Annotated in this window: 18 protein-coding genes; 7 read left to right on the forward strand and 11 right to left on the reverse strand. The window is 70.2% G+C overall.

The annotated features are described in order from the left end of the window. Nucleotides 1-114: 114 nt before the first annotated feature. The gene (locus ACFW9D_RS06505; RefSeq protein WP_384618595.1) at nucleotides 115-990 is read left to right on the forward strand and encodes a GyrI-like domain-containing protein; all 876 of its coding nucleotides are present in this window, start codon (nucleotides 115-117) and stop codon (nucleotides 988-990) included. 2 nt (nucleotides 991-992) lie between these two features. Here the strand turns inward: ACFW9D_RS06505 and ACFW9D_RS06510 are convergent, their stop codons facing one another. After that, the gene (locus ACFW9D_RS06510; protein WP_188338676.1) at nucleotides 993-1,193 is read right to left on the reverse strand and encodes a superinfection immunity protein; all 201 of its coding nucleotides are present in this window, start codon (nucleotides 1,191-1,193) and stop codon (nucleotides 993-995) included. 199 nt (nucleotides 1,194-1,392) lie between these two features. Here ACFW9D_RS06510 and ACFW9D_RS06515 point away from each other — a divergent pair, with 199 nt between their 5' ends. Continuing rightward, nucleotides 1,393-1,878: a hypothetical protein gene (locus tag ACFW9D_RS06515; RefSeq protein WP_384618597.1), complete on the forward strand. Its 486-nt coding sequence runs from the start codon at nucleotides 1,393-1,395 to the stop codon at nucleotides 1,876-1,878. A gap of 7 nt (nucleotides 1,879-1,885) precedes the next feature. Here ACFW9D_RS06515 and ACFW9D_RS06520 read toward each other — a convergent pair whose 3' ends face one another. Then, nucleotides 1,886-2,824, reverse strand: a complete 939-nt coding sequence (locus tag ACFW9D_RS06520) for a hypothetical protein (protein WP_384618600.1) — start codon at nucleotides 2,822-2,824, stop codon at nucleotides 1,886-1,888. A gap of 211 nt (nucleotides 2,825-3,035) precedes the next feature. On the opposite strand from ACFW9D_RS06520, the gene ACFW9D_RS06525 reads away from it, so the two are divergent. Further along, nucleotides 3,036-3,725: a DUF4352 domain-containing protein gene (locus ACFW9D_RS06525; protein WP_384618602.1), complete on the forward strand. Its 690-nt coding sequence runs from the start codon at nucleotides 3,036-3,038 to the stop codon at nucleotides 3,723-3,725. 42 nt (nucleotides 3,726-3,767) lie between these two features. Here the strand turns inward: ACFW9D_RS06525 and ACFW9D_RS06530 are convergent, their stop codons facing one another. The 8 genes from ACFW9D_RS06530 to ACFW9D_RS06565 all read right to left on the reverse strand — a co-directional run bounded on the left by ACFW9D_RS06530 (nucleotide 3,768) and on the right by ACFW9D_RS06565 (nucleotide 14,493). Next, complete coding sequence (locus ACFW9D_RS06530) at nucleotides 3,768-4,874, reverse strand: DNA cytosine methyltransferase (RefSeq protein ID WP_384618604.1); 1,107 nt, start codon at nucleotides 4,872-4,874, stop codon at nucleotides 3,768-3,770. Between the two features lie 10 nt (nucleotides 4,875-4,884). Then, on the reverse strand, nucleotides 4,885-6,792 hold the full coding sequence (locus ACFW9D_RS06535) for a DUF6339 family protein (RefSeq protein WP_384618607.1): 1,908 nt from the start codon (nucleotides 6,790-6,792) through the stop codon (nucleotides 4,885-4,887). Then, on the reverse strand, nucleotides 6,789-7,688 hold the full coding sequence (locus ACFW9D_RS06540; protein ID WP_384618609.1) for a hypothetical protein: 900 nt from the start codon (nucleotides 7,686-7,688) through the stop codon (nucleotides 6,789-6,791). Before ACFW9D_RS06540 ends, ACFW9D_RS06535 begins: the two co-directional genes overlap by 4 nt. Then, nucleotides 7,688-9,658 (reverse strand): hypothetical protein, encoded by a 1,971-nt coding sequence (locus ACFW9D_RS06545; RefSeq protein ID WP_384618612.1) that lies wholly within the window; start codon nucleotides 9,656-9,658, stop codon nucleotides 7,688-7,690. The genes ACFW9D_RS06540 and ACFW9D_RS06545 overlap by 1 nt, the downstream gene beginning before the upstream one ends. Next, nucleotides 9,655-10,671 (reverse strand): PD-(D/E)XK motif protein, encoded by a 1,017-nt coding sequence (locus ACFW9D_RS06550; RefSeq protein WP_384618614.1) that lies wholly within the window; start codon nucleotides 10,669-10,671, stop codon nucleotides 9,655-9,657. Before ACFW9D_RS06550 ends, ACFW9D_RS06545 begins: the two co-directional genes overlap by 4 nt. Further along, on the reverse strand, nucleotides 10,668-13,265 hold the full coding sequence (locus ACFW9D_RS06555; RefSeq protein WP_384618617.1) for a Z1 domain-containing protein: 2,598 nt from the start codon (nucleotides 13,263-13,265) through the stop codon (nucleotides 10,668-10,670). The genes ACFW9D_RS06550 and ACFW9D_RS06555 overlap by 4 nt, the downstream gene beginning before the upstream one ends. A gap of 229 nt (nucleotides 13,266-13,494) precedes the next feature. Beyond that, entirely contained in the window at nucleotides 13,495-13,890 is a 396-nt protein-coding gene (locus ACFW9D_RS06560; RefSeq protein ID WP_384618710.1) for a very short patch repair endonuclease, read from the reverse strand. Nucleotides 13,891-14,103: 213 nt separating this feature from the next. After that, nucleotides 14,104-14,493: a hypothetical protein gene (locus tag ACFW9D_RS06565; RefSeq protein ID WP_384618620.1), complete on the reverse strand. Its 390-nt coding sequence runs from the start codon at nucleotides 14,491-14,493 to the stop codon at nucleotides 14,104-14,106. A gap of 240 nt (nucleotides 14,494-14,733) precedes the next feature. Between ACFW9D_RS06565 and ACFW9D_RS06570 the strand changes: the two genes are divergently transcribed. Beyond that, a complete protein-coding gene (locus ACFW9D_RS06570) occupies nucleotides 14,734-15,042 on the forward strand; it encodes a hypothetical protein (RefSeq protein WP_188338685.1) in 309 nt (102 codons plus the stop codon). A gap of 11 nt (nucleotides 15,043-15,053) precedes the next feature. Here ACFW9D_RS06570 and ACFW9D_RS06575 read toward each other — a convergent pair whose 3' ends face one another. Further along, nucleotides 15,054-15,599, reverse strand: coding sequence for an AAA family ATPase (locus ACFW9D_RS06575; RefSeq protein ID WP_384618622.1), 546 nt, complete (start codon nucleotides 15,597-15,599; stop codon nucleotides 15,054-15,056). Nucleotides 15,600-15,800: 201 nt separating this feature from the next. On the opposite strand from ACFW9D_RS06575, the gene ACFW9D_RS06580 reads away from it, so the two are divergent. From ACFW9D_RS06580 to ACFW9D_RS06590, 3 genes are all read left to right on the forward strand, one after another. Beyond that, the gene (locus ACFW9D_RS06580) at nucleotides 15,801-17,240 is read left to right on the forward strand and encodes a serine/threonine-protein kinase (protein WP_384618625.1); all 1,440 of its coding nucleotides are present in this window, start codon (nucleotides 15,801-15,803) and stop codon (nucleotides 17,238-17,240) included. Between the two features lie 59 nt (nucleotides 17,241-17,299). After that, on the forward strand, nucleotides 17,300-18,376 hold the full coding sequence (locus tag ACFW9D_RS06585) for a hypothetical protein (RefSeq protein ID WP_384618628.1): 1,077 nt from the start codon (nucleotides 17,300-17,302) through the stop codon (nucleotides 18,374-18,376). 98 nt (nucleotides 18,377-18,474) lie between these two features. Then, nucleotides 18,475-22,002 (forward strand): tetratricopeptide repeat protein, encoded by a 3,528-nt coding sequence (locus tag ACFW9D_RS06590; protein WP_384618630.1) that lies wholly within the window; start codon nucleotides 18,475-18,477, stop codon nucleotides 22,000-22,002. Nucleotides 22,003-22,012 lie beyond the last annotated feature (10 nt).

Consider the following 22,012-nt stretch of genomic DNA (forward strand, 5'->3'; position numbering starts at 1 on the left):
CGGTAGCGGGGCGGCACGCCTCGCCGCCCGGGATGTCCGACCGGATCGGTCCACGGCGATCGGGCACTCCCCGCGGCCCCCCTGCCAGGGTGGAAACCACGCAAAGGAGGCCCCGTGATCGCGGCACTGAACCAACTGGTCGACCTGGTGGAACAGCACCTGGGCGACGACCTGGACGTCGACGCGTTCGCGTCGTCCCACGGCACGACCGAGTACCACCTGCGCCGGATGTTCTCGTCCCTGGCCGGAATGCCGCTCTCCGAGTACGTGCGCCGACGCCGCATGACCGTGGCCGCGGCGGACGTCGTCCGGGGCGGCGGCGACCTGCTCGACATCGCCGTCCGCCACGGCTACGGCTCGACCGAGGCGTTCGGCCGCGCCTTCCGCGCCGTGCACGGCGCCGCCCCCGGCGACGTACGCCGCACCGGAGGCCCCCTGCGCACCCAGCCCCAGCTCAGGTTCCGCCTGACCGTCGAAGGAAGCACCCCCATGGACACCCGTATCGCCGACCGCCCCGCCTTCCGCCTGATCGGCCACGCCGCCCGCGTGCCGCTGATCTACGAGGGCGTCAACCCGCACATCCAGCGGCACATCGCCTCCCTGCCCCCGCAGGCCCACACCCGCCTCAAGTCCCTGAGCGACACCGACCCGGCGGGCCTGCTCCAGGTCACCGACGACCTGGCCGCGCAGGACGCCCCGGAGGGAACCGAACTCACCTACCTCCACGGCGTGGCCGTCACCACCGAGACCCCGGTCCCCGAGGACCTGGACACCATCGAACTCCCGCCGGGCTCCTGGGCGGTCTTCCGCAGCAGCGGCCCCTTCCCCGAGGCCCTCCAGACGATGTGGGCGGCGACGGCGACGGACTGGTTCCCCTCCAACCCGTGGCGCCTGCGCCCCGGCCCGTCGATCGTGGCGACCCTGGACCGCTCCCCGGACTTCACGACGGCGACCTGCGAGCTGTGGCTGCCTGTAGAACCGGCGACGTGACGCTATCCGCGGGGCACCCCGTCGGTGGACCGGGCCGCCATGGCGAGTGCGACGACCCAGCCGACGAGCGTCCACCCCAGGAAGAGGTTGATGACGAGGACGGAACCGGCGTTGCGGACACCCCGGCCGAACGCCACGAGCGTAGGGATGAAGTAGAAGAGCGCTACGACGACGATCACGACTCCGGACGCCGAACCATCCATGTGTTCCCCCTGAGATTTCGCGATGAGCGGCCCGTGATCCGCACGGCTGGGTCTCTGAACTACCGCTCTCTGCCCGTTACTTGACGGCTCGTAAGATGTGCCCGAGCCGATGTGCGGAGAAACGCCCACGACGCGCCCCTGACCGGAACCGCGACAGCCGCCGGGAACTGCGCCGGGCCCCCGAACGTCCCTACTCACCATGATCATCGACAACGCGGCCGAACTGATCGGGGACTGGGAATCGGTCTACCAGGGCTACTTCCCGGGCGACCCCGACGAGATCCTCCGCGACACCCTGAACGGGCTCGCCCGAGCCCGCTCCACCCAGCCGTACGACCCGGCGACCTCGGCGTTCTACGCCTTCGGCCTCGTCTGGACGCACGGCTACGTGGCGTCCGGCGACCCGGACCCCGAACTGACCCGCCAGGTCACGACCACCCTCGCCGCCCTAGCCGTCACGGACTCCCCGTGCGCCGCCCACGAGGCGCACCCGTGCGACGACGGCCTGGACACCCACCTGGAGGCCTTCGAACCACTCCTGACGCTCCTGATCGACCTGTCCGACGACTACACGTGGGACGACCTGGCGGAGGCGACCGGCACGGCCACGGACCCGGAATCGGTATGGCGCTGCCCGCACAATGTGGCGGGCTACGCGAGGGCGGCGTCGGAGGCGATCGGCTAGCCCAGGCTCACTCCGCCTCCGCGTCCACCTCCGCCGATGACGGCGACGTGCGACAGGCGGCACACCACGCCTCGTCGGCGACCGGCCGGAAGAGGTGGGCCTGGATATGGCCGGGCCCCTCGCATTCACGCAGGCCGGCGAGGCGCGCGGAGACCCGGGGCCGATCGATGCCGTGCGTGCCCTGGGTGTCTTCCGGCCCCTTCGCCGCGGCCTCGACCGGCGGCACATCGGAGAGCAGATACCGCAGCAGCCCGCCGGGATGCCGTACGGGCGTCCCGTCGGCAGGCAGGCCGCGCAGGATGTGGGCCCGCACGTCCCCCGGCGTGTGCCCGGCGGCGAGCCACCGCTCGGTGAGGGCGGCCAGCTCGGCGTACATGGCGCGGGGGATGCGACTGAGCGCGGGGTCGAGAACTCGGTACGCCTCAACGAGGGTGCGGGCGCGGCCGGTTGACGCCGTCACGGCCGCCCCGGTCGGGCCCGGAAGGTTGGGGGTCTTCTCCCCGGTGTTGTGGCCGCCGTTGGGATGACCGCCGGTCGGCGGGGTGGTCGGCCGGCCGACCGTCGGCTGAGGCCGACTCGGTACGACCTGCGGCGACGCCTCCCGCGCCATGAACTTGGCGGCCTGCTCGGCGCTCAACGGCGTACTGGACACCAGCTGTTGGGTGATCCACCGCCCGCCGGGCCCCTGCATCCGGCGCTCATGAACGAAGCCCTCTTCCTTGAGCAGTTTCTTGGCCCGGGTGAAGGCGCTGTTGTTGATGTTGGCGCGCTCGGCGGTCCGGGAGAGATTCTCCCGGGCCCCCTCGGGAAGCGACAGCTGCCACGTCAGCAGCCGCACGGCGTCGGAGGAGAGCCGGGGGTGCCGGATGAGCTCGTTGGAGAGCTGGGTGAAGGCGCGCGTGGGCGCGATACTGTGCCGGTAGATCACGGTGGAGGTTCCGTCCACTTGTGGTTCAGGCCCTCGCTGGCGGTTGCAGCCGTCGCGGGGGCCGTTTGCTGTTCGGTGACCGTATCGCACGCAGAGTGATGGGTGTGACGCGTCCTGTGAAATCCCTGCGCGTTGTCGGCCACCGGCTTCGAGCCCGCGGCTCGCACTCGCGGGAGGCACCGGAGCGAGACAGAATCGAGGTGGGCCCGAACCGTCAAGAGGCCATCCCATGGGTACTCGTCCACGCACGTTGATCGCCGCCGGTGCCGCCCTCGGCGCCTTGGCGCTGGCCGGCTGCTCCAATGGATCGGACGCCGATTCGGGTGCCTCCGCCAGTCCTGCGTCGGCGGCCTCGAGCGAGGGGGCCGACGTAGGAGCGCCTCCGGGGGCCGAGATTCTCGGGATCACGCGAGAGGGCGAGCCGTTCAAGGTCACCGTCACTTTCTCCGACGGCTCGCAACCAGCTGAGTTCCGCATCACGGTCGACGGAGTGACCTGCGATGACTCATTGGACCCGAAGGTGCTTGCCTATGCCGCTGATTCGGTGGGGGCCAGTGCCACCGAATCACCGGTGCCGGAGAGTGGAAAGCAATTCTGCGTCGTACTCATGAACGTGGAGAACGTGGGCAAGAGCCGGCAGAGCTGGGACGCCGGCGGAACCGTTGGGCTGAATGTCCGTGACACTCAGTACACGGAGACACAGCAAGAGGCCGAATACGCCTTGGACTACGCGCAGTACGCCAACTCCCAGGGGCGGCCCGGGGCGACGTTCGGACTCAACCCCGGCAGCCATGGTCCTGCGTACGGTGTATTCGAGATTCCGGCGGGCGATGAGCCCACCAGCCTGTGGGTGACCTCCGGTACAGCGATCACAACCATCGACGGTGTCGAACCCGGCTACCTGGTTCGCCTGGAATGAGGCGGGTGTTCGCCGGCCTGCCTCCACGCCTGGCGCGAGGCATCAGTACGCGTAGTGCTCCTTCAGCGACTTGTTCAGCCGCTCACGTTCGAAGCCCAGCGCCGAGGCCAGGACGTGCATGCCGAGGCGAGGTGGAACGGCGTTTCCGATCTGCTGGGCAACAGCGGCGCCGGCCCACAGCCAGTCCGGTACCGCGGGAAAGGTCTGGAGCTGACCCGCTTCGGACTCCGTCAGGCGCGGGCGGTCACGGCCGTCAGGTCCGACGATGCGGTTGCGCGAGATCTTGCCCGTCACCGTGGCCGAAGGCTCGTGAGATCCGCGCTGCCCGCGAGCCTTGGGATCACCGCCGGTTCCGTAATTGGAGACCACGGTGAAGGGCTCGTCACGGTCGGTGAGAACGTCCCTCATGCTCACCCACGGCTGCAGCCCAAGGCCGTGGTCCTGGCGTGACGTGCGCTTGTGGTACCGCCCGTGCGTCGGTTCGGGCATGCACGGCGCACCCTGCAGCAGGCGCCCCTCCCCGGTCCACCGGGCGATGAGGATCGCGCGGCGTCGAGTCTGAGGCACGCCGTACTCCTCGGTGTGCAGCACCTGAGGCTCGGCCACGGCGTACCCCTCCGCCCGCAGGATCTGCGCGTACCGCTGCCACACAGGCAGAACGGCGGGCACCTGCTCCAGGACGATCACCTGGAACGGGCGTCCGGCGTCGATGGCCTCGAGCGCCCAGCGCAGCGGTTCGAGGACCAGGCCGGTGCGCTCGTCGTGCTTGTCGGTCTCCTCGTCCTTGAGCGCCGCGAGGTCCTCCCTGACCTTCGCCAGCGGGTCACGGTTGCGCAGCCGGTCGGCGAAGGTGAGGACATGGTCGAGCGCCCGTCGGCCGGAACCCCTGCCCGCGACCGTGAACGTCTGGCACGGGGGTCCACCGGCGAGGACGTTGAAATCCTCGCCCACGGTGGTCGGCCCGTAGTCGCGGACGTCGCCGGCTTCGGTCGGCAGCCCGTTCGCGGCGCGGGTGGCGCAGGCGTCCTTGTCCCACTCGATACCCATCGACGGCACCTTGAGCTGCCGTGCGGCCTGGTCGAGCCCACCGGGCCCCGCGAAGAGATCAATGATCTTGAACGGGGAGGTGGATGGGGGTGCTGCGTTCATAGGGCGAATCCTAGCCGGCGAGTGCGGTGGCGATCGCCTCTCCCACCGCTCGGGCCAGCGGGGGCGGGAGCGCGTTGCCGATCTGACGGTAGGCGGCCGTCTTCCCGCCGGCGATCTGCCAGGTCGAGGGGATCGACTGCAGCATCGCCGTCTGGGCGATCGTGAGCTTCGGCTGCTCGGTGAGCGGGGTGTCCGCGTCCGGAAGGTGGTCGGCCAGACTGTTCCCGTTCACGCCCAGCTGCTGCCAGGCCTTCTTGGAACCCGTGGGCCCCAGGTCCGCTCCGCCTCGCCGATCCGAACCGCCGACGAGCGCGGGTGCCGGCCGCCAGGCGCCGCGTATCCACTGATCCGCACCGGGCCAGCCCCCGGAGGCCATGGACGGGCCGAGCGTCTCACCGACGGTGGGGACGCGCAGAACGTTCCGGGACGGCCAGGCGAACCGATCGGCGTACGGCTCCCGCAGGGCCGCGAGGAACCCGGACTTTCGATGTTGGGGAACACCGAAGTCCGCGGCGTCCAGCACCTTCCAGAACACGCGATATCCCGCGTCGCGAAGTTCGGCCTCCATCCACATGCGCTCGTTCTTGAAGTCGTCCCCCTCGACGAGTTCCGAGAGGTTCTCCAGCAGTACGGCCCTGGGGCGGATCTGCGGAACGAGCGCCACGGCCTGCCGCAGCACGGCGCGCTCCTCCTCGTCGTCGTGGCGCTTCGTGGTGGCGGCGGACTTGATCCGAGGCAGGCCCGCGCTGAACAGGTCGACGCCCTGGACCTCGGGGTGATCCGCGGGGTCGAAGTGGAGAAGATCGCCGCAGACGACCTTCCATTCCGGTCGGTTGATCTCGATCGTCCAGCAGGCGTGAGCCTTCCTGTCCACGAGCAGCACCGGACGGAACCCCGCCTGTTCCAACCCGAGGGCCTGGGCACCCGATCCGGAACAGACCTCGAACGAGGACAGGACCCTGGAGGGTTCGGGGAGGCCTGCGGTGACGTGGGTCGAGGCTGTCGCCGCGGCGGGCACGGCGACGGCCTCGACCGTGGGCCACGCCCTTTCGACGGGCGTCTCATCCGGAGCCGGGCCCCGCGCACTGTCCTGGGAGGACTGCGCGAACACGGTGGCGAGGTGCTCCTCCACCACGGAGGCGCTCTCCGGGGACTCACCGTGTTTGACGTGCAGCAGCGCGGCGACCGACTCTCTTGCGACGGCCCGGAGTTCGGCGTCGAGCGTCTCCTCCTCGATCCCGTCGAACAGCACGAAGGGTGCCAGACGCAGCAGTCTCTTGAGGAAGTCCTGGAGCGTCTCGCGCTGGTTGAGCCCCTTCAGGTCCAGCTCGTTCCACACGCGCAGGATCGCCTTGACCAGGTGCGGGCTTCCACCGAGCGCCGCTCGGCGGGCGTAGATCTGGTCGAACGCCGCCTCACCCAGGATGCCGAGTGCCTCGTACGGGCTGGGATCACCGGGCGAGTACACCAACTGCGCGCGCCACCACAGACGCCCGAACACGTGGCGCGTCAGGTCGGTGCCCAGCACACGATCGCGCGGAGGGTGGGGATAGCGCCAGAAGGCGACATCCGGGAGCAGCACCAGCCCGAGGAACGCCCAGAGATCGCGCGACGCCGCCTCTGCGGGCACGAGATTCATCTGGGAGTGCAACAGCTCGGCGAGCCGAAGATCGAAATCGGCGTTACGGGTGCGGTCCGATTCCTCGGGGAACCCCGCTTGCCGGGCCAGATCCACGACGGACTCCCGCAGCGTCCACAGCTGCTCGGTACCGATCCGGTCGCCGCCCGTCGCGACGTAGACGGCTGACGGATGCGACACATCCACACGTCGAGCCACGTCGATGATCGACAGGTCGCGGTACTCGTCGAACAGAGGCTTGGCCTGGCCCGCGAGCAGGCGAGGGTAGAGCAGGCTCACTGCGGCTCCTCGAAGATCTTCACGGCGGCCTGGAGTTCGGAGGCGAAGTGGCTCGGGTCATGTTGCCGGCGCAGCCGCACGTCGTTGATCGACTGCTCCGGAAACAGCCGGTGGAACAGGGACAGCAGCGTCGCCCCCAAGGACTCCTCGGGGTGGTCGGCGTCGTCCGTGAATTCGTCCTGCGACAGGGCGTACTCGATCATGGTGCGCGCGACATCCGCGTACACCGCCGAAAGCACGACGCGGTCGACCGGTCGCGGACGGGCCGCGTTCTGGAACGCCTCGGACGTGGTCGTGTTCTTCTCGTTCACGAGCAGAAGCAGGGAGCCCATCGCGGCGCTGTCCAACTCACCGCTGATCTGGATGTGCCAGGCGGCACCGTTCGGGAACGTGGTGTGCGCGAAGTCGATGACAGCCATGGGGAACTGCGGGGCATCGCCCTGGAGGCGCAGTTCGACACCGTCGTCCCAGAGAACGGAGCCGGCGCGTCTCGGTGCCGCGGGTCGGGCGTCGTCGCGCCGTTCCGCCAGAACGAGAGCCGTGTCCAGGAGAAGGACACCACCGAGGTCGGCGCCCCGGAGCCGGAAGTCGAGATCGACCGTGCTCTCCTCGACTCCGTTCAAGCGGATGAGCCGACCTGGCCCCCGCAGGTTCGACCCCGTGGCCGTCCATACGACGGACAACAGGAGATCGGTGTCCTCCGGGAGCCCCGAATCGGCACGGGCGCGCGTCAGATCGACGGTCACGCGCCTGCGCAGGTGAAGGTCCATCTGGTAGTCCCAGTCGTCGATGGCCCGCGGCAGCGGCACCTCGCCGTCCGGTGTGACCAGGGACCACGCCTCGGCAGTGACGACGTCCCGGGGCGGGACACGGTAGGGAAGTGCTTGGCGGGGCATCAGTCCGTCACCGCCCGCACCTTGATCGCGATCTCGGTCATGGTGTCCGGAGCCGGCTCCACGAGAGCCCGCCACACCGCGTCACCACCGCTGATGTCGCACTCGGGGGACGTGTGCAGCGCGCCCTCGGGATCCTGCCAACCGAGCAGCACGGGCACGCGTGCTCCCGCCGGTGGGTCGGTCTCCCGCCCGCCCGTGCCCGGAAGCGTGACGGCCAGATCGGCTGACACCCGCTGAACAGCGTCGACGGGCAGCCGGAACGCCTGCACGAGCACGGACCGTTCGCCCAGGTCGTCGAAGTACGGGTCACCCACGTACTGGACGCGAGGCCTGATGCGTCGCACCGCGGAAGGTTCCGAAACGGCCGGTCCGTCTGCGCCGCCTTCCGAGTGCCGATCGGCCCCGTCCCGCGCTGTTCCTCGAGACCCGCGCACGGGTACTTCGGTCTCAGGGCCCTCCTCCTCGTCGTTCCCCCGCTTGCGGGAGGTGAGTCCCGAGCCGGGCCTGGTGAACGATGTCGCGCCACCGATGCCCCAGGCCCCGCCGACCAGCCCGGAGAAGCGACTGCTGGCCGCACCGAGCGGTACCTGAGCCCCGCCGGACTTGGCCCCGCCGCTCAGGGACAGCAGGTTGCTGATCTCTTCCTGGATACGGCGGAACGTGGTCCTGACGTAAGTGCTGTCCGGGGCCTCGAGCGAGTGCGGGTGCCAGGCGTCATGCGTGGGCGGCTCGGCCTTGGCGTACACCTCGTCCATGCCGTGATCGCCGCGGAACACGCCGGCATATCCCTGGTTCTCGCTGGGCGGCTTCGGGCCCGGGTGGTACGTCACCACCAACTCGGCCGGGCGCATGAGGCAGACGTGGTGGACCAGATCAGTGATCCCGACCATGCTCGACGCGGAGGACGACCGGAGCGCAGGCATGATCCGCTTCACGACGCCGAAGCGGCCGAGCAGCTTCCGAGGCTTGCCGCACAAGAGCTCTCGCCCCTTCTCGCCGCGCATCTGCTCGTACGCGGCGACGAAGAGCTTGAGCGGCTGGTGCGTGCGCGGATCCGGAACAGGGACGGTCTGACCGTCTCTCCTGACCTCGAACCGCATGGGAGGAGCGGCCCCGTCCTTCTCCAGCATCTTCGGCCACAGGTGCCAGCTGATCGTCTCGGCCAGGTACTCCGCGGCCTGAGGGACCTCCAGCCGCTGTTCGTCGCGCTCCAGCTTGGGATCGACCACGACGACCGAGGTGCCGGTCTCCTCGGGGCCGAACGGACGCAGCCCCAGTTGGTGCGCCACGGCATCGGCCTCATCGCCGATCAGCGGTTCGATGACATCGCCGGAGGTGTCGCCCCACCAGTGCCGGCCCGTGTAGCGCAGGGGGTTCTCGGGTGTGTCCCCGTAGTAGCTCTCCCACATGGCACACCCGATGAGCCGGGTCTCCAGCTCGCCGCGCGGGTTGCGACACCGGGTGTGGATCAGCACGGTGCCGCAGCGGGAGAGCAGGTAGAAGATGCCCTTGCCGAACCCGTAGGTGCCACCGCCGAACGGGGTGTCGCGGGGTTCACCGATATTGCGGACGAACGACACGAAGTCCCGGGACGCCTCGTCCGTCGTACGGTCGGCGCGCGTCGGCCCGCCCAGTCCTGTCGTGCCTCGGTCGGACACGATCAGCAGGGGGATGGTGCTGCGCGAGAGCGAAGCTCGCAGGGGCAGGTGCTCGCTCTTCAGCGGCGCCTTGTTGAGCAGCAGCTCACGCCACACCGGGCCGTGCGCGGGCCCCACCGTGGACAGGTCGATCCGGTAGTCGACCGGGTCGGACGAGCCGGGCGGGCGCGCGTCCCAACTGTTCTGCGTGGACTCGCGGACCAGGATGGTCAACAGGTCCAGCTCCGGTCGACCGAGCTGATTGCGAATGCCCTCCGCCGCGCTGGCACCCTCCGGAGGATAGGGCTGCGAGTGCCAGGCCGGGGCGCTCACGCGGGCTCCCGCAGAAGGGCATCGAGGACCTCGGTGACGGCTTCCTCGGAGAGTGGTGCGAGGGACGGCCCGGTGAGGTCCACGGTGTACGCGACGTCCTCGACGGTCACCGGCACGCCCGCCTGCTCGAGCTCACGTCCGGTGAGCCGGGGGAAGTCCTTGTCCACGGGATACCAACGCTGCTCCGTCGCCACGAAGCGCGCCTCGGCGTATCGCTCGACATCCGCGGGCTGATAGCCGACGTGGCTCAGCAACCCGCGCAGGGACGTCTCGTCGTCGCACAGTTCCAGCGCCCGGTCGACCAGCTCGGGCAGCGACGTGCCTGAAGCGGACGCCTCGAGTCGGAACCACACCAGGTGGAGCGGGCCCCCTTCCGGTGCTTCCAGCTGGTCGAGGCCGTGTATCCGGGCGCGGCGGCCTTCGGTGTACGTGGAGCTCTTGACCTCGACGGCGCCGTGAGGAGAGGCGAAGTCGTGGCGGTGACCCGAGGGGCCGAGCCACAGGCGGTGCGCACTGGGGTCACGTTCGAGCATCGCGACCAGCACGAGCAGTTCGCCGAACAGCCCTGTGATCCGCTCACCGCTCAGTGGTGCCCCCTGGACGCGGAACAGCGACTTCCATCGATCCATGGCCCGGTAGAGCGCCTTGACCGGGTTGGCGGGAAGCTGCTCGGCGGTGTCCAGGACATCCGAACAGAGGGTGGCGAAGAGGTCGTTGAGGTTCCGCTCCAGGCAGCTGAGGTCCGCGTAGGTGCGGTAGCTGGTCTCGTCCTCAAGGGGCCGCTTGCGCAGCTTGAGGACGGGGCCGTCGGGGCCCCGGCGCAGTTGCTGACGGGATTTCATGGGGACCAGGAGATGGCGGTGCCCCTCGTAGTCGACCGCCGCCATCAGCGCGCCGTCGTCCGTACCGATCGAGAGGTCGGTGACCCGGAGTCGACGTTCGGCCGTCACCGGCTCGGCCTCCAGCTCGGCCCAGCGCTCGTCGAGCAGGTCTCGCCACGAGTCGGTGCTCATGCGTCCTCACCCTCGATGAGGCGCAGCATCTCCTCCTCCTCGAAGTCCTCCAGCTGGACGCCGGAGAGGTCGGCCGAGACGTACTCCGGCTCGACGGCGGAGTCCGGGCCGTCGGGTTCCGGGAAGACGAGGCCCACGCCGATGACGTGTTCCTCCGCGTCGAGCGGCTGACGCTGCTTCTTGGCGGGGACGGGCTCGGAGTAGCGGTCGATGGGATACAGAGTCAGCAAGCCCGTGGTGGGGAGCTGTACGCGTCGTGCGTCCCGGAGTTGGTGCTCCGTCATGGAGCTGATCTCGCCCTCGAGGTCGATGCCCGCGTCCTTGCGACTCATCAGCGTCTTGATGTCCGCGAAGCCCTGGGACCCCGTGGCGAGCTTCGCACGGGTGACGCGACCGACCGTGACGCCCGGTGCGAACTCGAGATCGCTGTCGGGGCCCTTCGGCGGCCTGCCGATGACGGCCACGTTCCAGCGGCGCAGTGCGCCGGCACCGCGGACACGCTTCTGGATGTACTCGGTGATCAGTTTGGCGTTGTTCTCGCGGGCGAGCTTGGTGCTCTTCTCGCCCGATCCCTCGTGGAACTGGTACTCGCCCAGGAAGTTCAGGACGACGTCGTAGGGGACGTCACGGAAGATGATGCTGCCGTCGGAGGAACGGTCCTCCTTGGCCACCGCGTTGTTGGCCGTGATCTGGGAGATCAGCTCCCGGGCGGCCGCCAGGTTCTGCCCCAGCCACGGGGCGTCGGTACGGAAACAGTGTGTCTGCACGCGCGCGCCGCCGTACGAGGACACGGCCTTCACGGCGCTCTTCATCTTCGCCGCGGCGGTCACCTGGAGCGAGGGATGGGTGCGCAGACGTACGGCGAAGGTCAGCGGGTTCTCGTTCGGGTTGTGCAGATAGACGTCGATGTCCCGGCGCATCTCCGTCTCGACGGTCGCCAGATGACGGAACCATTCGGAGAGTTCGTCGGTCATCCAGATACGAGGAAGGTCGGCGTAGCCGTTGCGGAAGCCGAACCAGCGTCCCATCTGCAGCAGGGTGTCGTAGGCGGACACCGCGCGCACGAAGTAGCTGACCGAGAGACCCTCCAGGGTCAGACCACGCGACAGCGTGTTGCCGCCTACCGCGATGGCGACCAAGGGGCCGTTCTCGTAGTCGAGACGGTCCTGGCTGCTGGAGTTGTCCATGATGACCCGGCAGCTGCCCAGCACGCCGGGCAGTTCGGTCAGGAGGGCGTCGAAGGGGACTGCCGTCTCGCCGAACTCCTCCGCGAGGACCCGGCCGGTCTCCTTCTCCCACAGGACGCGCAGCTCTTCGAGGAGGCTCGGGTCGTCGATCGCGTCACGCACTTCGGCCCTCAGCTCCTCGAGCGGCGCGCGGAAGCTGTTGTGGACCGAGGTGTTGACGCTGGTGTGGATGAGCATCGTGTTGTGCGGGTTCCCGGTGCCACGCACCCGCCGCGCTGCCACGACGAGCCAGAAGTAGAGCACCGCGCGACGCAGGGTCTCAGTGATCTCCGGCGTGAACCCGTCCACCTCGGCGCGGGTGCTCGGGCGGACGTGCTCGATGTCCGTCCAGGGGACCGTACGGATCATGTCGTGGCCGTCGTCGATGTCCGAGGGGTCCTCGCCGTCCAGCGCGTAGCGGCCGAACAGCACCTCGGTGCCGAAGTGACCCACCGGCTTGGGCAGGTTGACGATGAAGTCCTGGGGGTAGAGGTCGTCGGCGCTGGGGTCGATCAGCAGGTTGGCGAACGGCGACGCCGTGTAACCGATGTAGGCGCTGCGCGGAAGCCCGGCCATGATGCGCCGGATCAGGGGATTGATCGACTTGGTGGCGACGGTCGCCTGGTCGGCCTCGTCGTCGATGATCAGCGCGGGGCAGCCCTCGAGATAGCTCTCGGCCCCCTCCAGCCACTTCGCGAGCTTGCGCAGTACCGTCGCGTTCTTCTTCACCACGCACAGGACGCGCGTCTTGTTGCTGTTGCCGAAGAAGGACGCGGCGTTCGCGGGCGGCACGAAGTCGTGGTCGAGGTTCGTCAGCTGGCTCCAACGATCCGGGTTCGGCTCGACGAGTTCGGAGACGAGTCGGGCCTGCGTCTGCCGGCGCAGCCCGTTGTGGATCCCGGAGAGGACGATGAAGAGCTTGTAGCCACGGTCAGCCGCCTTGGCCATCACCGCAGTGAAGTTGGTCGTCTTGCCCGACTGCACGTAGCCGAGCGCGAGGCCCCGCGTGGAGAAGGCGGGCTCGCGGGGGTGGTCCAGGAGAGACACGACCCGGGACGACGACTCGTCCAGCGACTTGATCGACGCGTCGCTCCAGCCACGGTCCTGCAGCGAGCGCTCCAGCGCCGGCCAACACCGGTCCCCGGGGCGCGGGCCGGTGTACCAGGTGTCGCGATTGCCGCGCACGACGGTCTGCGGCTCCTCCAGCTCCCGGATCCGGGCGAGCTTCTGCTCGTGCCGTTCCCGGATCAGCTCGATCTTCTCGGCGTCGATGCCGAACTGCTCCAGCCGCTTCACCGTCTCGGCCGGCGGCCACTTGTCGAGCATCTCGCTGAAGGTGTCGTACATGTCGTCGATCTCGTCGGACACGGTGCCTCTCTTCCCCCTGTCACCACGGAGAACAACCAGGGGGCGGGGCCGGGTCGGCAACGCAGACACGGATCTGCGCACGGTTCCGCACCTGTTTGTCTCGAACCAAGCAAACCGTAGCGGGTGGTCACGACAGCGCGGCAGACAGTGGAGGCACTACTTCCTGACAGAGGGCGAGTTTGGCTGGATATGCCCAGGTCATGTGCGGCATTCAGGGTGGATCAGTTGATCAAGTTCCGGGTCCTGAGCTCTGGCCCTGCTCGCGCACGGCGCGCATCACGCGCTCGACCACGTCCTCCGGGGCCTCGTGCTCCCAGAACCGCAGCACGGTCCATCCCGCTGCCGTCAGATGCTCGGTCGTCTCACGGTCCCGCGCCATGTTCCTGTCCAGCTTCTGGCGCCACCACTCGGCGTTGGCCTTGGGCTGAGTCGCGTGCTGCGGGCAGCCGTGCCAGAAGCAACCGTCGATCAGCACGGCGACCTTGGCTCGAGTGAACGCCACGTCGATCCGCCGCCGGGCCATCCCCGGCACCGGGTACTCGACGCGATACCGGAGCCCGGCCGCGTGCAGCAGGCGCCGCACCGCCAGCTCGGCGCCGGTGTCCTTGCTGACCTGGCGCTTCATACGGGCGGATACGCCGGGGGAGGAGGGCGTGATCATCTGCTGGGGGCCTCATGCCTGCCGAGCTGTTCCTGACGGGGTCGATCGTACGGAACGGTGCGGGACCGGAACCACGTACGGCGTGGTCGGACCGAGAGCATCCAGGCTCGATCTGGACCGGTCGGCATGCTGCGGTGTCGTCTGCGCCCACGTCGGAAGCCGCGCTCCCCAGCCGGGCTATGAACCCGGGCGGCTTCCGTAGTAGGGGCTGATCGTTCGGGACAGTTTCCGTTGGATCGAGCGCAGGGTGGCAAGCGTCTCCGCGTCGTCGTACCCCGTGGTCGTCGGCCACTCGACGCCAGAGCCGACCAGGTCACTGACGAATACGATCTCCGCGGCCAAGAGGGTGCGTGCCCAGTCCGCCGGGCTGAGCGGGGTGTCTGACTTCAGCGCGGTCCGGAGGCGTCGGCACTCGTCGAGCAGGTTCTGCCTGTCCGCGAATCCCATGCCGTAGGCGAGCTGATCGCTGCAGTGCGCCGGGCCGCCCCACTCTGTGAGCGCGCGAGCGAGCAGCTTGACCTCTGGGGGTGTCAGCAGTTCGCTGGCCCTTGTTGTGTCGTGCGGCATCGTCCACCTCTTCCTGGGACGTGTTCCTGCCCGAGGCCGCGTCTGCCGCTCGAGGTGCCGGGCCGTCCGCGATCCCGTCGGCGTGCGTCGGTGCAGCCTACTGTCGGGGGTCCTCCAAGTGGCGTGGTGCTCGGGAGGTGACCAGGGCAGGTCAAGGCCGGGGGTGTGTCACCCCGTACCGCAGGCGGGGGGCCGGGCAGCATGGGCTGGTCATTGCCGGTCCATCAGAAGGGAAACGGCGTGCGCAGAATGTCCGACGGCGCCCGCGAGATCCTCACCGTCACTCAGGAACTCGCCCGTAGCCGGGGGGCACGGGAGTGCTCAGCTCAGGATCTGGCCATCGCGGCGGTGATCTGTCGCAGGCTCACGCTGGAGCGGAACGAGTTCGCGGAGGGCGGGGCGCAGGAGACCACCTCGCCCGGGGTGCTGGGGGTGGGGGCTGCTCTGGAGCGGTGCCTGGGGGACTTGGGCGCGGGCGAACTGCACGTGGGGGAGCTGGTCGAGCTGGCCCTCTCGGAGAACCCTGGGATGGCCGATTACCTGAGGTGACCTGGGTTCTCTCAGTCGGTGATGCGGGCCGTGGTGAGGCCCGCGAGGATCGCGTCCACCGTTTCCTCCGGCGTCTGCTCCGACGTGTCGAGCCACAAGCCGAGTCGCGGTGTCTCCCGGCGCAGGGTGGCGTCGAGGGTGGTCGGGGTCCAGGGGCCGCCGTAGCCGGTCTTGGGGCGGGACGCCTCGCGAGACGTGAGGGTTTCGGGGGGTGGGGAGAGGACCACGAGGTACAGGGGGCGGGTGGTCACCGAGGTGAGGAACGCGGTGAGGTGGTCGCCGAGGACGATGTCCTGGGCCACGACGGTCCAGCCCGAGCGGGCGTACAGGTCGGCGATCGTGGCGGTCGCCTCGTGGCGCAGGCGGAGCTGGGCCGTCGCCTCCGCGCTCGGCTGGGGCAGGAACTCCTCGCGGCCGGACACGATCATGCGCCGGAAGGTGTCGCCGCGCAGGTGTACGGAACGCGGGAGGCGTTCGGCGAGGAGTTGGGCGACGGTGGACTTGCCGGCCGCCATGGCGCCCGTGATGAGGATGACTGCCGAGTCGAGCTCCTGCACTGACGACCTCCGTCGGCGTTACGTGGGGGCGACCATGCTGTCAGGGTCGTGGGACGGGCGCCGCCGGATATCGACCGCGGGGCCGGCGCCGCAGGGGCGTGAGCGGATCGTTCTTGCTGTGCGGCCGTACCGGCTTCGATACGCTCGGGGGAAGCCCAAGTGGTCGGTGGGGTACGGGTGTTGGGGCGGGGGTGAGTGGCTATGGAGCGGATCGGGGGCTACGTGGTGCTGCGGCTGCTGGGCAGCGGCGGCATGGGTTCCGTCTATCTGGCGCGCTCGCGGTCCGAGAGGCTGGTGGCCATCAAGGTCATCCGGCCCGAGTACGCCGCGGATCCCCGGTTCCGGGAGCGCTTCCGGCAGGAGGTCGAGGCGGCTCGCAAGGTCGGCGGTTTCCATACCGCCGCGGTGGTCGACGCCGATCCGGATGCCGTGCGGCCCTGGATGGCCAGCGCGTACATCGAGGGGCCGACACTTCAGGCGGAGGTCGCGCGGCGCGAGCGGCTTTCCGAGGGGGAGCTGTGGCGGCTGACCGCGGTCCTGGCCGAGGCGCTCGCGGCCATCCACCGGCACGGCCTCGTGCACCGCGACCTGAAGCCCTCCAACATCGTGCTGGCCTCCGACGGGCCCCGCGTCCTGGACTTCGGGGTCGCCCGGGTCGTCGAGGAGACCCGGCTGACGACCGACGGCGTGGTGGTCGGCACCGCGGGCTTCCACTCGCCGGAGCAGGCTCTCGGGCGTGCGGTCACGGGCGCGAGCGATGTGTTCGCCCTCGGCGCGGTTCTCGTGGCGGCGTCCGGCGGCAGCGCGTTCGGGCACGGTGAGCCGACCGCGCTGATGTTCCGGGTGGTGCACGAGGAGCCCGACGTCTCCACGGTGCCGACGTCGCTGCGGCCCCTGGTCCTCGCCTGCCTCACCAAGGACCCCTCCGGCCGCCCGACCCCGCTCGAACTGCTCGATCTGTGCGCCGCGCATGCCGGGGCCGCCGCCGCACCCGGGCACGACGCCACCGTGGTGGACGACGGGCCACCTCCTGCTCGCATGGCCCCGCCTCCTCCTCGCGCGGCCCCGCCGCCGTCGAGGACGGATGACCCGTCACAGCGGCCGACCGAGACAGCGCCGCCGAACCCGTCACCGGCGCTCGCGATGTACCTCGTCGACCGGAGCGTCTGGTTTCTGCAGGTCCTGCGCAACGTGGCCGGGGTGGCCGGACTCGTCGCCGTAGCGGTCGTGGGCGCGCAGGCCCAATGGCCCGCATGGCTCGTCGTGGTGTGCGCGGTCGCCGCCTTTCTCCTGGGCGTACGGCTCCTGGGGCTGCTCGGCGCCGCCAAGGACAACCTCACCCTCAACAGCCGCGGCATCGGACTGGGCCCGCCGAACAATCTCCTGGTCATGCCCTGGGACGAGATCCAGTCCCTGGAGTTGAACCGGCGCCCGGGGTGGACGGATCTGACCGTCCGCCTCAGCGTGGTGCGTCCGCTCCCGACGGGCTACCACCATCCGAGCTGGGTCCGAAGCGACCCCGCGGACGTCATTCACATCCGTACGCGCCGGCTCACGCCGGTGGGCGCGGCTCCTCAACTGGACCTGAGTGTGCGGGCGTTCGCGCGATGGCAGCGGATCCGGGTGACGGAAAGTCAGTGACGTAGCATCAACTGCCGTTTCACTGTTGTCATTTACATCGGGTAGGGGTGTACGTACCTATGGCGGAACGAGGGCGGCCTGGGGAGGCCGCGCCTTCGGACGGCAGACCGGCCGGAACCGGCAGTCCGGCGGGCACCGGCAGTCCGACGGGCACCGGCAGTGGGGCCGGAACCGGCCGTGGGGTCGGCAGTCCGGCCGGAGCCGACGACGGCGGCAGGAATCGGCTGTCGTTCGTCGACGACGTCGTGCAGAGCGTCATGCCCGAGGCCGCCGGCGCCGACCGGCGTACGCGGAACCGGAAGATCTATCTCCGGGTGGGCTGGCTCGTGGCCAGTTCCGTCGTGCTGTTCCTCGTGACCAAGGGGGTCGACTGGATCTTCTCGGAGCACGACGCCAAGGTCGCCAGCGAGGCCGACGACAAGGTCGACAGAGCGGGGCCCGCGTTCACCGCGAGCGTCAAGGCGGACACCGAGTACACCGAGGCGTCGCTCTACGACGCCCCGTTCACGGACGCGGAGAAGGCGCAGCTCGTCGGGCCGCCCAAGGACCTGCGGCCGTTCGCCAAGGCGCATCACGCCCGCGGCGTGTACCTGTCCGACGTCTGGAACCCCTCGATGCGTTCGCCATGGAGGGGCTACTCCCAGGCGTGGCTCGTGGACCTGATCAGCGACCGCAAGGCCGCTTTCGTCATCAACGGCATGCGTGCGAAGGGCGTGAAGTGCACGCCGGCCAAGGCGAACACCGTGGTCGTGACCCGCGGCGAGGGCGACGGCGGATACGAGGGCATGCTGTTCGATCTCACGCGCTCGGCGGACGTCCCCTTGCTCACCGAGCCCACCAACGACTACGGCAAGCCGTACTTCGCCCACAAGAAGATCGACCTCGGCAACGGGGCCACGCCCGGCGGGCTGCGCGTGCAGGTGACGTCCGGTACGAAGGACTGCACCTGGAAGGCGTTCGAGGTCACGTACGTCGACGCGGACGGGACCCACACCCAGGACATCACCGACAACGGGAAGCCGTTCTCTGTGCACGGCATCGCGGAGCACCCCGCGCAGATGTACGAGTTCAGCACCCAGGAGATTCAGGAGTGCGAACCGGCGGCGCGCGGGCAGATGGACTGCCCGCGAGGGTGATCGTCGGGCGGGGGCGGGTCAGTGACTCGTACCGGACCCGCCGGCCGCCGCGTCCGGTGTAGAACGGGAGCGCAGGCGGGTCTGACGAGGGGGCGGGAATGGCGGCGCAGGAGCGGCGGCGGTCGCGCGGGGAGCTGATCCGGCAGCGTACCCAGGCGCAGTTCGTGGGACGGCGGGCGCAGCTCTCGTTGTTCAGCGACAACCTCGCCAAGGACCCGCTCTCGGAGAGCGACCCCGCGGATTTCCTGTTCTGCGTCCATGGGCTCGGCGGGGTGGGGAAGTCGACGCTGCTGCGGCAGTGGCGGGAGGCCGCGCAGCGGGCCGGGGCGCTGACGGCGGTGGTCGACGAGAACGACGCGCACGGGGTGCCGCAGGCACTCACGGAGCTGGCGCGGCAGATCGCCCGTGAGGCCGGGGTGCTCAAGGGGTTCGACCGGGCCGTCGAGCAGTTCGAGCAGCAGGCGCGGGAGCAGGCGGCCGCGGGAGAGGAGCCGGCGGACGGAGCCGGTGGAGCCTCGCTGTCGAGCCGGGTGGTGGCACAGGCCACGTTCGGGGCGCTGTCGTTCGTCCCCGGGGCCGGGGCGGTGACCTCGATGGCGAACCCCGACACCGCGGCGCTGGGAATCGACCGGCTGCGGGAGAGCGCCCGGGGCCGTGGCCGGCGCGGGATGGCCGCCGATGCGAGCGGGCTGTCCCGCGCGTTCGTCACGGAGCTGGAGCGGCTGTGCCGCCAGCACCGCTGGGTCGTGCTGTTCTTCGACACGTGGGAGCAGACCGGGCGCCATCTGGACGCGTGGGTACGGGACCTGGTGCAGGACGCGTTCGGGCCGCTGCCGGTGAACGTGATGGTGGTGCTCGCGGGGCGGGAGGAGCTGTCCGAGCGGGACTGGGCTCCGCTGCGGCACCTCGTGAACGACCTGCCCCTCGAGGTGTTCACCGAGGACGAGACGCGGGCCCTGCTCGCGGCGCGCGGAGTGTCCGACCCGGCCCGGGTCGACGCGGTGTACCAGCTGTCCCTGGGGCTGCCGCTGCTCGTGGAACTGCTGGCGCTGACCCCACCCGAGCAGACCGACGCCGGCGGGCGGGCGCACGCCGCCGGGGGGTCGGTGAACGGCGGGGGGCTGGTGGACGGCGGGGACGCGATCGAGGCCGTCGTGAAGCGTTTCGTGCGGTGGATCAGCGACGCCGACCAGCAGAAGACGGTGCTGGCCTGCGCGCTGGCGCCACAGCTGAACGAGGACGTGTTCGCCGCCGTCGCGCCCGAGGAAGGGCGGCACCTGTGGGGATGGCTGAACGAGCAGCCGTTCGTCAGCGGCCACGGGGACTTCAAGCAGTACCACGAGGTGGTGCGCGCCGGCATGGTGCGCCAGCAGCGCCTGGAGTCGCCGCAGCGCTGGACGGCGGCGCATCTGCGGCTCGCCGAGGCGCAGGCGGGATGGCGGGCCGCGATCGAAAGCCGGCTCCCGGCCGACGGGCTGTGGCAGGACGCCCGGTGGCGGCGGCACCGGATGGCCGAGGAGTACCACCGGATGTGCGCCGACCCGGTCGCCGGGCTGGAGGGCGCACTCGAACTCACGGTGCACGCGGCGGGCCGGACCGCGGCGATGCTGCAGGAGTGGGTCGACACGTGGGAGCAGGCGGCCCGGGACACCGATGACCGCGACCTGCGGGCGTGGGCGGCGCGGCTGCGTACCGCCGACTCCGAACTCGCCGTGCTCGACATGCTGCTGGCGCGCGGCGTGCTGCCGTCCGAGGTGGCCTCCTGGGCCCGCGTCCACCGCTGCCGGCAGCTCTTCTACGCCGACCGGGACGACGAGGTGCTCGCCGCGCTCGACCGCGAACTGGACCGCGTGGAGACACCCACCGACATTCGGCGGCACGCCCTCGCGACCCGCGGTGCCCTGCACGCCTGGCAGGGGCGTCATGACCAGGGGATCGCCGACCTGACCGCCTCGCTCGACCTCTCACCCACGTACTGGGCGCTCGCGTGGCGCGGCGAGGCCCACCGGCTCGCGGGCCACTACGAGGAGGCCGTCGCGGACCTCACGGCGGCGATCGAGCGGGACCCGGCCGACGCGTGGGCGTTCACGAACCGCGGTGACGCCCACCAGGACGCGGGCCGGCACGACGAGGCGGTCGCCGACCTGACCACCGCGATCGACCTGATGCCGGGCGAGGCGCTCCTCTTCGAGGCGCGCGGCGAGGCCCACCGGGACGCGGGCCGCCTGGACGATGCCATCGCCGACCTGAACACCGCGATCGAACTCGACCCGGGCAACGCGTCGTTCAGGATCACTCGCGGCGAGATGCACTGGCTGGCCGACCGCTACGACGACGCCGTGCGTGACCAGACCGCCGCTCTGGAGATCGACCCGGCGAATGCCCGGGCGCTGGCCGTGCGGGGGACCGTCCTCCGGCAGGCCGGCCACCTGGACGAGGCGATCACCGATCTCTCTGCCGCGCTGGCTCTCGCGCCGACGAAGGAACGGATCCTGGCCGAGCTGGGAGCCGTACATCAGGCCGCCGAGCGGTGGGACGAGGCTGTGGCACACTTCACCGCCGCGCTGGAGCTCTCGCCCGACTACGCCTGGGCCCTTGCCAGGAGAGGCCTCGTCCACCGGTCGGCAGGGCGGCTCGAGGACGCGGTCGCGGACCTCACCGCCGCGCTCGACGTCAGGCCCGACTACGCCTGGGCCCTGGAGGAGCGCGGCAGCACCCATCGTCAGGCGGGTCGGTACGACGCGGCCGTCGCCGACTTCGACGCCGCGCACGCTCTCGTTCCCGACGATCCCGAGGTCCTGGCAGGGCGCGGCTTCGCCCACCGGCTGGCCGGCCGCTACGAGGCCGCGGTACGGGATCTCACGGCGGCCCTCGCCCTCGCCCCCGACTACGGCTGGGCCCTGGCCCTGCGCGGCAACACCCACCGGATGACGGGGAACTACGACGCCGCGGTGCGTGACCGCACGGCCGTGTTGGCCCTCGACCCCCCTGACCGCGCGGAGGCCCTCGCCCTGCGCGGCGAGGCGCACCGGCTCGCGGGCCGGCTCGACAGCGCGATCGCGGACTTCGACGCCTCCCTCGCGATCGACCCGGACGAGTCCTGGGTCCTGGCGTCCCGCGGACAGGCCCACCATCTGGCAGGCAGGACCGAGGAGGCGTTCAGGGACCTGGACGCCGCCCTCGCGATGAGTCCCGAAGAGGGCTGGGTGGTTCGGGAGCGCGGCCGCTGGCTGCGTCAGGCGGGACACCATGAGCGCGCACGCGAGGACTTCGAACGAGCGGCAGGACTGGAGGGCGTCGAGGAGTACGAGGCGCAGTTCGAACTGCTGCTGCTCGACACGCTGGTGCACGGATTCGTCGCATGCGAGACACGGTGGCGCGAACTGCTCCGCACTCCCGTGGACGACGAGGACTGGGGCAAGGTCTTCGGCCTGCTCAGGGCGCTCCTCCTCGAACCGGACCGCACGGTCGAGGACGCCGCCGCGGCGTTCCGGCGGACAGCCCCCGACGGCGAGATCGTCACCTATACGCTCGTGACCCTGTCCGAGCTCGCCGCTACGGACGGCCCGACCGCCCGGCGCGCTGGCCGCTGCCGCGAGATCGTCGCGGAGTGGCCCGCCGTGTGACGCGCGGAAG

This window comes from Streptomyces sp. NPDC059524 (assembly GCF_042749255.1).
Taxonomy (GTDB): Bacteria; Actinomycetota; Actinomycetes; order Streptomycetales; family Streptomycetaceae; genus Streptomyces; species Streptomyces xanthii.